Raw genomic sequence first — 12143 nt, 5'->3', positions numbered from 1 at the left:
GGGCCGCGCCGGGCCCGGTCAGCCCCGGCCGGCGACCGGGGTGCAGAACTCCGCGCGCACGCCGGTGACCAGCTCGCGGACGCGCTCGAGGAACGCCGCAGTGGCGGGGCGCGCCTCGTGGGCGCGGTGGGCGTCGCGGTCGCGGTAGACCTCGTGGAAGACCCGCGCCAGCGGCTCCTCGTCCACGGTCATCGGGGTGTACACGAGGGTGCCCTCCTCCTCGGCGAGGATCCCGGGCACGGTGGCGGCGACGAGCTGGTCGAACTCGGCCGCGGCGGCCTCGTCGCGCAGGTCGAACCGGACGACGATGACGAAGGTGCTGTCCACGGCTCCACCGTCCCACGCCCCCGCCGCGCCCGCCCCGCCACCTCGTCCCACCCCGCCGTGATCATGGACGGGTGAACGCTCACCCTTCCGTGATCACCGCGAGGGGACCGCTGTGATCGTGCTGGGAGTCCCCGCGAGGTCGCAGCAGGGGGTGGGGTCAGGGCAGGTGGGGGGTGGGCGGGGGCAGGTCGGGGACGGGGCCGTCGGCCGCGGGGGCGCGGTCGCCGGCGGAGCTGGCGCGCACGACGAGCTGCGGGGCGACGACCACGGTGCGGTGCACGTGGCCGGCCTCGTGGGCGGCCTCCTCCAGCAGCAGCCGGACGGCCTCCCGTCCCACCTCCTGCCCGGTCAGGTGCACGGACGTCAGCGGCACCGCACCGCCCCAGCCGCGGGTGTCGTAGTCGCAGCCCATCACGGCGACGTCGCCCGGCACGTCCAGGCCGGCGGCCAGCAGCTCCTGCACGACCGTCATGGCCAGCAGGTCGGTCACGGCGATGACCGCCCGGGGGCGCCGCCGCGCGGGCATCGAGGCGATCTCCCGGCCGGCGGTCCGCCCGCCGGCGGGCCGCACGTCACCGGTGGCCACCTCCAGCAGGCTCGCGCGTCCTCCCGCCTCGGCGACGGCGCGGCGCGCCCCGGCGAGCCGGTCGCGCACCGGTTGCAGGCGGACGTGGTTGGCGCCGACGAAGGCCAGGCGCCGGAACCCCAGCCCGAGCAGGTGCTGCGCGGCCAGGTACCCGACGCGGTCGTTGTCGACGAGGACCGTGCACAGGTCGTCGCGGCCGGTGTCGTAGTTGACGAGGACGACGGGCGTGCCGTGCCGGCGGGCGCGGTCGACGGTGGCGCCGGGGTCGGCCATGGGGGAGAGCAGGACCCCCGCGACGCGGGTGCGGTCCAGGAACTCCAGGTGGGTGGCCTGCAGGTCGTCGTCGTTGTCGCTGTCGGCGGTCAGCAGGGTCGTCCCGCGCGCGTACGCCTCGCGCTGGGCGCCGCGCGCGATCTCGACGAACAGCGTGTTGCCGAGGTCGGCGACGACGAGGCCGAGGGTGCTGCTGCGGCCGGCGACGAGGGTGCGGGCGTTGGCGTTGGGGGTGAACCCCAGCTCCTCGATGACGGCCTCGACCTTCTCGCGGGTCGCCGGCCGCACCCGCTCGGGGTGGTTGAGGACGTGGGAGACCGTGCCGACGGACACCCCGGCCCGGGCGGCCACGTCGGTCACGCTGGGCGTGCGCCGCCCGTCGCTGCTCGGCACCCGGCGAGGGTACCGACGGGTGCCGCCGGAGGCGTTGACACGCCCCGGGGTCACCCCTAGCGTCGTCGTTGAAGGGTTTCAGAGCCGTCGTTCCGACGGCCCGCGCTCGACGAGGAGACGACCCCGGTGACGACCGCCACCACCGCCCCCACCACCGCCCCCACCACCGACGCCCGCACCGACGTGGTCGTCACCGACCTGCGCGCCGAGCAGCTCGACCCGCCCCTGGGCCTGGGCACCGGGACGCCCCGGCTGTCGTGGGTCGCGCGCCCCGCCGGGCAGGTGCCCGCCGGCTGGCGGCAGGTCGCCCACGAGGTGCGCGTCGTGCCCGACCCGCCCGCCGGCCCGGGGCCCGCGCGGGAGAGCGGGCGCACCCCGTCGGCCGACGGCGTGCTCGTCGAGTGGCCGGTCGCGCCGCTGACCTCGCGCGAGCGGGTGCTCGTGCAGGTGCGCGTGTGGAGCGCCGACGACGAGCGGCCCACCGCCTGGAGCCCGCCGCTGGCCGTGGAGTCCGGGCTGCTGGAGCCGGCCGACTGGACGGCCGTGCCCGTCGGCCCGGACACCGAGGCCGACCCCGCGCAGGACCACCGCCCCGTCCTGCTGCGCCGGGGTTTCGCCGTCGACGGCGAGGTGGTCCGCGCGCGCCTGCACGTGACCGCGCACGGGCTGCTGGAGGCGGAGCTGAACGGCGTCCGCGTCGGCGACGAGGAGCTGGCGCCGGGCTGGACCAGCTACCACCACCGGCTGCGGTACCGCACCCACGACGTGACCGCCCTGGTGCGCGCGGGCGAGAACGTCCTGGGCGCGTGGCTGGCCGACGGCTGGTACCGCGGCAGGTTCGGCATCCGCGGCGCCAGCCGGAACCTGTACGGCGAGCGCACCGCGCTGCTGGCGCAGCTGGAGGTGGACCTGGCCGACGGCCGCCGCCTCGTCGTGGGCACCCACCCGGGGACGGGGGAGGACGGGCGCGCGTGGCGGGCCGCGGACAGCCCCGTGCTGGCGGCGAACCTGTACGACGGCGAGACGTACGACGCGCGCGAGGAACTGCCCGGCTGGAGCGCGCCCGGGTTCGACGACGCGGCGTGGGTCGGCGTGCGCCCCCACGAGCGCGACCCGGCGACCCTCGTGGCGGCGGACGGCCCGCCGGTGCGCTGCACGCGCGAGCTGCGGCCGGTGGCGGTGCTGACCAGCCCGAGCGGGCGCACCGTCCTGGACTTCGGGCAGAACCTCGCCGGGCGGGTGCGGATCCGCGTGCGCGGGACCGCGGGGCAGCGGGTGCGGCTGCGGCACGCGGAGGTGCTGCAGGACGGGGAGCTGTTCACCCGGGCGCTGCGCACGGCCGCCGCGACCGACGAGTACGTGCTGGCCGGTCGGGGGCAGGAGGTGTGGGAACCCCGGTTCACCGTCCACGGGTTCCGCTACGTGGAGGTGACGGGGTGGCCGGGCGCGCTCGGCGACGGCGACGTCGTGGCCCGCGTCCTGCACTCGGACACGCGGCGCACCGGGTGGTTCACGTGCTCGGACGCGCGGGTGGAGCGGCTGCACGAGAACGTCGTGTGGAGCACGCGCTCGAACTTCCTGGACGTGCCGACGGACTGCCCGCAGCGCGACGAGCGGCTGGGCTGGACCGGCGACATCCAGGTGTTCGCGCCGACGGCGGCGTTCCTGCACGACGTCGGGGGTTTCCTGTCCTCCTGGCTGGCGGACGTGGCCGCGGAGCAGTTCGAGGACGGCACCGTCCCCTGGTACGTGCCAGACGTCCCCGGCGGGGACGTGTGGACGCCGGCGCGGCCGGGAGCGGTGTGGGGCGACGTCGCGGTCCTGACGCCGTGGGTGCTCTACGAGCGCTACGGCGACACCGGTGTGCTGGCGCGCCAGTACGACAGCGCGAAGAAGTGGGTGGACCTGGTGGCCCGCCTCGCCGGTCCGGACCGGTTGTGGGACAGCGGCTTCCAGCTCGGCGACTGGCTGGACCCGGCCGCCCCGCCGCACGACCCGGCGGACGCGCGCACCGACCGGTACCTGGTGGCGACGGCGTACTTCGCGCGCTCGGCGCAGGTGCTGTCGCAGATGGCGGGCGTCCTGGGCCGCGAGGACGACGCGACGTCCTACGACGCGCTGGCGCGCGAGGTGCGCAGCGCGTTCGCGAAGGCGTACGTCCTGCCGGGCGGGCGGCTGACGAGCGACGCGCAGACGGCGTACGCGCTGGCGGTCGTGTTCGACCTGATGCCCGACGAGGCGTCGCGGCGGGCCGCGGGCGACCGGCTCGCGGAACTGGTCGCCGAGGCGGGCCACCGCATCGCCACGGGTTTCGCCGGCGTCAACCTCGTCACCGACGCGCTGTCGCTGACCGGCCACGACGACGCCGCCCTGGCGATGCTCACCGAGACCGGCTGCCCGTCCTGGCTGTACCAGGTGCTCATGGGGGCGACGACGACGTGGGAGCGCTGGGACGGCCTGCTGCCCGACGGCACCCCGAACCCGGGGCAGATGCTGTCGTTCAACCACTACGCGCTCGGTTCGGTGGCCGACTGGGTGCACCGCGCCGTCGGCGGCCTGGCGCCCGCCGCGCCCGGCTACCGGGAGCTCCTGGTGCGCCCGCGCCCCGGCGCCGGCATCACGTCGGCGTCGGTGCGGCACGAGACCCCGCACGGCACGGCGGCGGTGTCGTGGCGGGTGCGCGACGGCGTCCTCGCCGTGGACGTGCACGTCCCGCTGGGGGTCAGCGCGGTGCTGGACCTGCCGGGTGCCGGGCCCAGCCGCGTGGGCGCCGGCTCGCACCACCTGGAGGTGCCGGTCCCCTGAGGGCTGGCGGATGGACGCCGTGCCGGGGCCCACCCGCTCACGCCACCGAGAACCCGCCGTCGACCTTGAGGTCCTGCCCGTTGACCATCGCTGAGGCGTCGGAGGCCAGGAACACCACGGCGTTGCTGACGTCGCGTGGTTCGGCGAAGTGCCCCAGGGGGATGCGCGCGATCATCGGCGCGGCCTTGGCCTCCTCGCCCCAGACCCGCTGCCCCATCTCGGTCATGACGACCGTCGGGCTGACCGAGTTCGCCCGCACACCGGAGGGCCCGAGCTCCAGTGCGAGGACCTTCGTGAGCATGTTCAGCGCAGCCTTGCTCGTGGAGTAGGCGTAGTGCTCGGCCAGCGCGAGGGAGCCCGCCAGCGAGGAGACGGTGACGACGCTGCCGCCCCCCGCGGCGGCCATCGCCCGCCCGACCCGCGAGCCCAGCAGCGCGGGCGCGCGCACGTTCACCGCCATCGTCAGGTCCCAGGTGTCCGCGTCGACGTCGACGGCCATCTGCGGGAAGGAGATCCCCGCGTTGCTGACGAGGACGTCCAGGCCGCCGAACACCTCCAGGGACTCTGCCGCCAGGCGCTCCACGTCCGCGGCGAGCGCCAGGTCGGCGGTCACGACGGCGGTGCGCACCCCGCGCTCGCCCGCCAGTTCGTGCGCCAGCGGTTCCAGCGCGGCGGCCGAGCGCGCGGACAGGACGAGGTCGGCGCCGGCGGCGGCCAGGGCGCGCACCACGTCGGTGCCGATGCCCTGCGAGGCGCCGGTGACGAGGGCGCGCTTGCCGGTGAGGTCGAACGGGCTGCTCACGGGGTTCCTCCGGGACGGTCGGGTCGGACGCCGAGCTCGGCGGCGAGCTCGGCGGCGGTGGCGGGGTCGGTGACCAGGTGGGTGAAGTGCCGTCCGCGCGCGCCGGCGACGATGCTGGGCACCTTCACCGAGCCGTGGGCGACGGCGATGCGGACGGGCACGGCGTGCAGGACGTCGAGGGGCACCGCCATGAGGCGCTCGGCGCCGTCCCAGGCGACCTCGCGGCCCTCGGCGTCGTAGAAGCGGCTGACGACGTCGCCGACGGCGCGGCGCACCCCCTCCTCGCCGACGGGCACGAACCCGGGGATCGACGCGCGCCGCGCGGGCGGCGCGCCCACGCCCATGACGGCGCAGCGCGCCCGCGCCCACAGGTCGAGCACCCGCTGGGTCGAGGGGTCGGCCAGCAGGCCGGCGCGCAGCTCCGCGCTCGGCAGGGCGGGGGCGAACAGGAAGCGGGGGACCCCGCCGACGGTGGCCGCCACCCGCCGGGTGATCTCGTTGGTGGCGTACCACGCCTCCGGCTCGTCCTGCCCACCGACCATGGGCACCACGAGCACCCCGGGCATGGGGGGCAGGTCGCGCTGGGCGACCTCGTGGAGGGTGCGGCCGGAGCTGACGAGGAGCACGTCGTCGCGGCCGAGGCCGACACCGGCCAGCACCTGCGCCAGCGCGGGGGAGACGGCCTCGGCGACGTGGTCGGGCGCGGCCGCGGCGGACAGGACCACGCGCTCCAGGCCGAGGGCGTCCTCCAGGCGGGCGGCCAGGCCGGTGGGGTCGTGCTCGTCGAGGGGGGCGACCTCGATGCGGACGATGCCGCGCTCGCGGGCCTCGCGCAGCAGGCGGCTGACGGTGGCCCGGCTGGTGCCCAGGCGCGCGGCGATCTCCGCCTGGGTGGCGTCCTGCAGGTAGTAGAGCGTCGCCGCCGTGTGCATGAGGGCCGCCGGGAACCGGGCCCCGGTGGCCCCGGTGGCCCCGGCGGACCCGGGGCGCGCCGGGTCGCCGGTGGGGGTCGTCGCCACGTCGGCCTCCTCCTCGTGCGCGGTGGGCGCCTGCCGCGGCGACCGCCGTCCGTGCTCGTCCGACTCCGGTGTCCGGATCCCTGCACAGATGTGCTGGACAAGTGTGCCGCACCGGTCGTAGCGTGCGGAAGGCCGCGGCGCGGTGGACCCGACGGAGGGGCCGCGCTGCACGAGGACCGCACCAGGACCGGACCGCGGCCGTGCCGACCCGGCCGGACCGCGACGCCCACCGCACCGGTGGACACCGCCCCGCACTCCCCGACCCGCACCCCGCCGACTGCGAAGGAGCAGCGCAGATGAGCGACCTGCCGGACACCATGAGGGCCGTCGTCGTCCACGGCCCCCGCGACTACCGCCTCGAGCGCCTGCCCGTGCCGACCGCCGGGCCCGGTCAGGCCCTGCTGAAGGTCGAGGCCGTGGGCATCTGCGCCTCGGACCTGAAGTGCTACCACGGCGCGGCGAAGTTCTGGGGCGACGAGAACCGCCCCGCCTGGACCGAGACGCAGGTCGTGCCCGGCCACGAGTTCACCGGCCGGATCGTCGAGATCGACGAGGAGGCCTCGCGCCGCTGGGGCGTCGCCGCCGGTGACCGGGTCGTGGCCGAGCAGATCGTGCCGTGCTGGCACTGCCGGTACTGCGGTCGCGGCGACTACCACATGTGCCAGCCGCACGACATGTTCGGCTTCAAGCGCCGCACCCCCGGCGCGATGGCCGAGTACCTCGTCCTGCCGGCCGAGGCCCTCGTGCACAAGGCGCCCTCGGACCTGCCCCCGTGGCAGGTGGCCTACGCCGAGCCCCTGTCGTGCGCCCTGCACGCCGTCGAGCGCGCCGGCATCCGCTTCGACGACACCGTGGTCGTCGCCGGCTGCGGTCCCATCGGCCTCGGCATGATCGCCGGCGCGGCCGCGAAGTTCCCGCAGCGCATCATCGCCCTGGACGCGCTGCCGCAGAAGCTCGCGCTCGCCGAGAAGTGCGGCGCCGACGTCACGCTGAACATCACCGAGGTCGACGTCGTGCAGACCGTCAAGGACCTCACCGACGGCTACGGCGCGGACGTCTACATCGAGGGCACCGGCCACCCCTCGGCGGTGCCGCAGGGCCTGAACCTGCTGCGCAAGCTGGGCACCTTCGTGGAGTACAGCGTCTTCAAGGACCCCGTCACCGTCGACTGGTCGATCATCAGCGACGACAAGGAGCTGAACGTCCTCGGCGCCCACCTGGGCCAGAACACCTGGCCGGCGGCGCTGAAGCTCATCGCGTCCGGGCGCCTGCCGATGGACGAGATCTGCTCGCACCAGCTGCCGCTGGAGGACTTCCAGAAGGGTCTGGACCTCGTCGCGGACTCGGCGAACTCCGTCAAGGTGTCGCTCGTCCCCTGACGCCCCGCACCGGCCCTCCCGGCGCACCGCGCGCCGACCGCCGCCGGGGACCCGCCCGGGTCCCCGGCGCGACTCCCCGCGCCGTGCGGCGCCCTCACGCGCCCTGCTCCGCCCCCAGGCGCCCCCACCGCCCCCAACCACCCCGACCGAGCAGAAATGACCCCCACCCAGCGGCCCTCACCCCAGGACCTGCTGCGCACCCTCGGTGCGGGCGGGGCGGCCCTCGCCACCGGGACGGCGCTCACCTCCTGCGGGATCGGCAGCGCCGCCCCGCCGGGCAACGGCGCCGCCGAGGTCACCGGTCCCTTCGACTGGCGCGCCGCCGAGGGCGAGACCCTCACGATCCTGCAGACCCCGCACCCCTACCAGCAGAGCTTCCAGCCGCTGCTGCGCGAGTTCACCGAGCTGACCGGTGTCGAGGTTCGCGCCGACATCGTCGCCGAGTCCGGCTACTACACCAAGCTGAACACCGAGCTGGCCGGGCAGACCGGCGCGCACGACGTGTTCATGGTCGGTGCCTACTTCCTGTGGCAGTACGGCCCGCCGGGCTGGATGGAGGACCTCGGCCCCTGGATCGAGAACGAGTCCGCCACCAACCCGGAGTACGACTTCGAGGACTTCTTCGAGGGTCTGCGCACCTCCACCCGCTGGGACTTCCAGAAGGGCTCCCCGCTGGGCACCGGTGCGCAGCTGGCGATCCCGTGGGGCTTCGAGACGAACGTCGTCTGCTACAACAAGGCCTACTTCGACCGGCGCGGCATCACGCTGCCCGACACGTTCGACGACTTCGTCCAGCTCGCCGTCGACCTCACCGACCGCTCGGAGAACCGCTACGGCGTCGCCTTCCGCGGCTCCAAGTCCTGGGCGACCATCCACCCCGGGTTCATGAGCCAGTTCACCCGCGAGGGCGCCCGCGACTACGAGCTGCAGGGCACCGAGCTGGTCGCCACGATGGACTCCGACGTCGCCGTCGACTTCACGACCAAGTGGGTCGAGCTGGCCCGCCGCGCCGGGCCGACGTCGTGGACCACCTACGAGTACCCCGACGCCACCGGCGACCTCGGCGACGGCTACGCGATGATGTGCTACGACGCCGACTCGGCGACGTACCCGAAGAACCAGCCCGGTGCCAGCCGCGAGGCCGGCAACCTGGGCTGGTACCCGGGCCCGGCCGGTCCCGACGGCAGCTACGGCACGAACCTGTGGACGTGGGCGCTGGCCATGAACGCGGCCTCGCGCAAGAAGCAGGCCGCCTGGTTGTTCATCCAGTGGGCCACCGGCAAGGACGCCATGTCCAAGGCCGTCCAGCAGGGCTCCTTCGCCGACCCGCCGCGCCAGTCCGTCTTCGACGGCGCCTTCAAGCAGACGCTCGGCGGCTTCCCCGGGTACCTGGAGACCTTCGAGCGCGTCATCGACGAGACGAAGATCCAGTTCACCCCGCAGACGAAGTTCTTCGAGACCACCGAGAACTGGGCGGTGGCCCTGCAGGACGTCTACGCCGGTGAGGACGCCCGGCAGCGCCTGTCCGACCTGGCCTCGGCCAGCACCGCGAGCGTGAACACGTGAGCCCGCAGGAGCGGGGAGGAGAGCGATGAGCACCACGAGCGCGTCCCGGGACACCTCGCGCGGCACGCCGCCGCGCCGGGACCTCCCGGTCGTCCCGGCGCGGCGCCGCCGGCTGCGGCCCTACCTGCTGTCCGTGCCGGCGGTCGCCCTGGTCGTCGGCATCCTGTACCCCTTCGTCATCGGGGTCGTCTACACCGTCCTCAACTACGCGGCCACCAACCCGAACCCGACCTTCGTCGGGTTCGACAACTTCGCCGCCGTCCTCGGCGACTCCCTGTTCTGGCGCAGCGTGCGCACCACCCTGCTGTTCGCGGTGGCGGCGACGGCCGTCGAGACCGTCCTCGGGGTGGCGATCGCCCTGCTGCTCAACCGCTCCAGCCTCGTCGGACGGATCTTCGAGAAGGTCCTCATCCTGCCGCTGATGATCGCCCCCGTGATCGCGGGCACCATCTGGGGCGTCATGTTCAACCCCCAGTTCGGCATCCTCAACCACGTCCTGGGGCTGGGCTCGACCTTCGACTGGCTCAGCGCCGAGCGCGCCCTGTGGTCCTCCGTCCTCGTGGACGCCTGGATCTTCACGCCGTTCGTCGCGATCCTCGTGCTGGCCGGTATCCGGTCGCTGCCGAAGGAGCCGTTCGAGGCCTCCGACGTCGACGGCGCGAGCTGGTGGTACATGTTCCGCCGCCTCATGCTGCCGATGATGTGGCCGTACGTCCTGGTCGCCGTCATCTTCCGCTTCATGGACTGCCTGAAGGTGTTCGACGTCATCAACGTCCTCACCGCCGGCGGCCCCGGCGTGGCGACCACCACGCTGCAGGTCGCCGCCTTCCAGAGCTCGATCACCAACCTCAACTACTCCCGCGGCAGCGTCTACATGTTCCTGCTGTGGGTCATCGTGTTCATCACCGCGCGCTACCTCGTGAGCGTGCTCGGCAAGGCGCAGCGTCGCGCTGCGGGAGCGGAGGGCTGATGGCCGCCAGGGAGCTCATGCCGGGACAGCGGCGCTTCACCGTCGGCAGCGTCACCGCCGACCTGCTGCTGCTCCTGTGGTTCGTGTTCGCGCTGTTCCCCATCGCGTGGATGTTCCTGCTGTCGCTGAAGACGACCGCGGAGCAGACCACGACGTACTTCGCGTTCACCCCCACGCTGGAGAACTTCGCCACCGTCCTCACCCAGCGGGGGGAGGACCTGACGGGTGTCGACTTCCTCGCCGCGCTCGGCACGAGCGTCGTCAACTGCGCCGGCGCGGTGCTCGTCTCGCTCCTCATCGGCATCCCGGCCGCCTACGCGGCGGGGCGGTGGAAGTTCCGCGGGTCCGAGGACCTCATGTTCACGCTGCTGTCGTTCCGGTTCGCCCCGGAGCTGATGGTCATCGTGCCGCTGTTCGTCATCTACACCCAGGTCGGCCTGTTCGACACCAAGCTGGGCATGGTGTGGGTGCTGCAGCTGGTCACCATGCCGCTGGTCGTGTGGATCCTGCGCTCGTACTTCCAGGACCTGCCCGCCGACCTGGAGCAGGCCGCGCTCGTCGACGGCTACACCCGCGTGCGGGCCTTCCTGTCCGTGGCGCTGCCGCTGGTGCGGCCCGGCATCGCGGCCGCCGCGCTGCTGTCGTTCATCTTCGCGTGGAACAACTACATCTTCCCGCTCATCCTGTCCGACGCGAACGCCACGACCATGACGGTCGCCGTCACCCGCTACCTCGGCGGCGGCGGGCAGGCCTACTACAACCTGACGGCCGCCGCCGCGCTGCTGGGCGCGCTGCCGCCGCTCGTCCTCGCCCTGACCATCCAGCGCTACCTGGTCCGGGGCCTGTCGTTCGGGGCGGTGAAGGCCTGATGGCCACGGTGGAGCTGAAGGACCTGACCACGCGGTACGGCGACGTCACCGCCCTGGACTCGGTGTCGCTGTCGGTGGGGGAGGGGGAGTTCTTCGTCGTCCTCGGCCCCTCCGGCGCCGGCAAGACGACGATGCTCAAGAGCGTCGCCGGGCTCGTGGACACCGCCGCGGGGGACGTGCTCATCGGCGGCACCCCGATGACGGGCGTCGAGCCGTACCACCGCGACGTCGCCATGGCGTTCGAGAGCTACGCGCTGTACCCGCAGAGGACGGTGTTCGACAACCTCGCCTCCCCGCTGCGCTCGGGGCGCACCGGCACCTACAGCGCCGACGAGCAGCGGCAGCGGATCGAGGCCGTCACCACGACGCTGGGCATCGCCCACCTGCTGCGGCGCTTCCCCCGCGAGCTGTCCAACGGCCAGCGCCAGCGCGTCGCCCTGGGCCGCGTCCTCGTGCGTCCCGCCGACGTGTACCTGCTCGACGAGCCCCTGTCGCACCTGGACGCCAAGCTGCGCGCCGCGATGCGCGCGGAGCTCAAGCAGCTGGGGGAGGTGTCGAACACCACGTCCCTGTACGTCACGCACGACTACCAGGAGGCCCTGGCCCTCGGCGACCGCGTCGCGGTGCTGCGCGCCGGCCGCCTCGTGCAGGTCGGCACCCCCCAGGAGGTGTGGCACACGCCCGTGGACACCTTCGTCGCCCGGGCGCTGGGCCAGCCGGAGGTCAACCTCCTGGACGCCGAGGTGGCCGACGGCCGGCTCGTCGCGGCCGGCGGCGCGCTCAGCCTGCCCGCTCCCGCCCACCTCGACCTGCCCGGCGGGCGCGCCCGCCTGGGCGTGCGACCGCGCGACCTGCGGGCCGGGCCGCCGTCCGGCGCGGACGACCTCGCGGTGCGCGGACGCGTGACGCTCGCCGAGCGGCTGGGCCGCGTCACCGAGATCGCCGTGGACGTGGCCGGCACCGAGCTCATCGCCGTCACCGACTCCGACGTGCGCGCCCGCGAGGGCGACGTCGTCGACCTGCACCTGCCGCTGGGCGACGTGCACGTGTTCGCCGCCCCCGCGCACGGCGAGCCCGCCGACGCGGACACCCCGCGGCTGGGCTCGGCCCACCCGCGCGCCGCCGCCACCACCGACGCCCGGACCGGAGCCTGA

Annotated in this window: 10 protein-coding genes; 6 read left to right on the top strand and 4 right to left on the bottom strand. The window is 74.3% G+C overall.

Annotated features, from left to right (window positions below; genetic code table 11):
• Positions 1 to 18: 18 nt before the first annotated feature.
• Positions 19 to 327, bottom strand: coding sequence for a putative quinol monooxygenase (locus tag AB8M62_RS00520; RefSeq protein ID WP_369053198.1), 309 nt, complete (start codon positions 325 to 327; stop codon positions 19 to 21).
• Positions 328 to 484: 157 nt separating this feature from the next.
• Positions 485 to 1579, bottom strand: coding sequence for a LacI family DNA-binding transcriptional regulator (locus AB8M62_RS00515; protein ID WP_369053200.1), 1095 nt, complete (start codon positions 1577 to 1579; stop codon positions 485 to 487).
• Positions 1580 to 1705: 126 nt separating this feature from the next.
• Between AB8M62_RS00515 and AB8M62_RS00510 the strand changes: the two genes are divergently transcribed.
• Positions 1706 to 4384 carry a family 78 glycoside hydrolase catalytic domain gene (locus AB8M62_RS00510; RefSeq protein ID WP_369068292.1) on the top strand — a complete coding sequence of 893 codons (2679 nt, stop codon included), beginning with the start codon at positions 1706 to 1708 and terminating at the stop codon, positions 4382 to 4384.
• Positions 4385 to 4421: 37 nt separating this feature from the next.
• Here the strand turns inward: AB8M62_RS00510 and AB8M62_RS00505 are convergent, their stop codons facing one another.
• Together AB8M62_RS00505 and AB8M62_RS00500 are read right to left on the bottom strand one after the other, a co-directional pair.
• Positions 4422 to 5186 carry an SDR family NAD(P)-dependent oxidoreductase gene (locus AB8M62_RS00505; RefSeq protein WP_369068291.1) on the bottom strand — a complete coding sequence of 255 codons (765 nt, stop codon included), beginning with the start codon at positions 5184 to 5186 and terminating at the stop codon, positions 4422 to 4424.
• Positions 5183 to 6205 carry a sugar-binding transcriptional regulator gene (locus tag AB8M62_RS00500; RefSeq protein ID WP_369068290.1) on the bottom strand — a complete coding sequence of 341 codons (1023 nt, stop codon included), beginning with the start codon at positions 6203 to 6205 and terminating at the stop codon, positions 5183 to 5185. The genes AB8M62_RS00505 and AB8M62_RS00500 overlap by 4 nt, the downstream gene beginning before the upstream one ends.
• A 296-nt stretch (positions 6206 to 6501) precedes the next feature.
• On the opposite strand from AB8M62_RS00500, the gene AB8M62_RS00495 reads away from it, so the two are divergent.
• The 5 genes from AB8M62_RS00495 to AB8M62_RS00475 all read left to right on the top strand — a co-directional run bounded on the left by AB8M62_RS00495 (position 6502) and on the right by AB8M62_RS00475 (position 12143).
• Positions 6502 to 7584: an alcohol dehydrogenase catalytic domain-containing protein gene (locus AB8M62_RS00495; protein ID WP_369068289.1), complete on the top strand. Its 1083-nt coding sequence runs from the start codon at positions 6502 to 6504 to the stop codon at positions 7582 to 7584.
• A 156-nt stretch (positions 7585 to 7740) separates the two neighbouring features.
• Entirely contained in the window at positions 7741 to 9150 is a 1410-nt protein-coding gene (locus tag AB8M62_RS00490; RefSeq protein WP_369068288.1) for an ABC transporter substrate-binding protein, read from the top strand.
• A 25-nt stretch (positions 9151 to 9175) separates the two neighbouring features.
• Positions 9176 to 10120: a carbohydrate ABC transporter permease gene (locus AB8M62_RS00485; RefSeq protein WP_369068287.1), complete on the top strand. Its 945-nt coding sequence runs from the start codon at positions 9176 to 9178 to the stop codon at positions 10118 to 10120.
• Positions 10120 to 10989 carry a carbohydrate ABC transporter permease gene (locus tag AB8M62_RS00480; protein ID WP_369068286.1) on the top strand — a complete coding sequence of 290 codons (870 nt, stop codon included), beginning with the start codon at positions 10120 to 10122 and terminating at the stop codon, positions 10987 to 10989. The genes AB8M62_RS00485 and AB8M62_RS00480 overlap by 1 nt, the downstream gene beginning before the upstream one ends.
• Complete coding sequence (locus tag AB8M62_RS00475) at positions 10989 to 12143, top strand: ABC transporter ATP-binding protein (RefSeq protein WP_369068285.1); 1155 nt, start codon at positions 10989 to 10991, stop codon at positions 12141 to 12143. Before AB8M62_RS00480 ends, AB8M62_RS00475 begins: the two co-directional genes overlap by 1 nt.

Origin of the sequence: Kineococcus terrestris (assembly GCF_041020755.1) — a bacterium.
GTDB lineage: Bacteria > Actinomycetota > Actinomycetes > Actinomycetales > Kineococcaceae > Kineococcus > Kineococcus terrestris.
The sequence above is the reverse complement of the archived record's forward strand: the minus strand, read 5'-3'. Positions and strand labels throughout refer to the sequence as shown.

Excerpts from the sequence above, each read along its gene's own strand:
- AB8M62_RS00490 (WP_369068288.1), top strand. The coding sequence starts at position 7,741 with ATGACCCCCACCCAGCGGCCCTCACCCCAGGACCTGCTGCGCACCCTC.
- AB8M62_RS00480 (WP_369068286.1), top strand. The coding sequence starts at position 10,120 with ATGGCCGCCAGGGAGCTCATGCCGGGACAGCGGCGCTTCACCGTCGGC.
- AB8M62_RS00485 (WP_369068287.1), top strand. The coding sequence starts at position 9,176 with ATGAGCACCACGAGCGCGTCCCGGGACACCTCGCGCGGCACGCCGCCG.
- AB8M62_RS00475 (WP_369068285.1), top strand. The coding sequence starts at position 10,989 with ATGGCCACGGTGGAGCTGAAGGACCTGACCACGCGGTACGGCGACGTC.
- AB8M62_RS00495 (WP_369068289.1), top strand. The coding sequence starts at position 6,502 with ATGAGCGACCTGCCGGACACCATGAGGGCCGTCGTCGTCCACGGCCCC.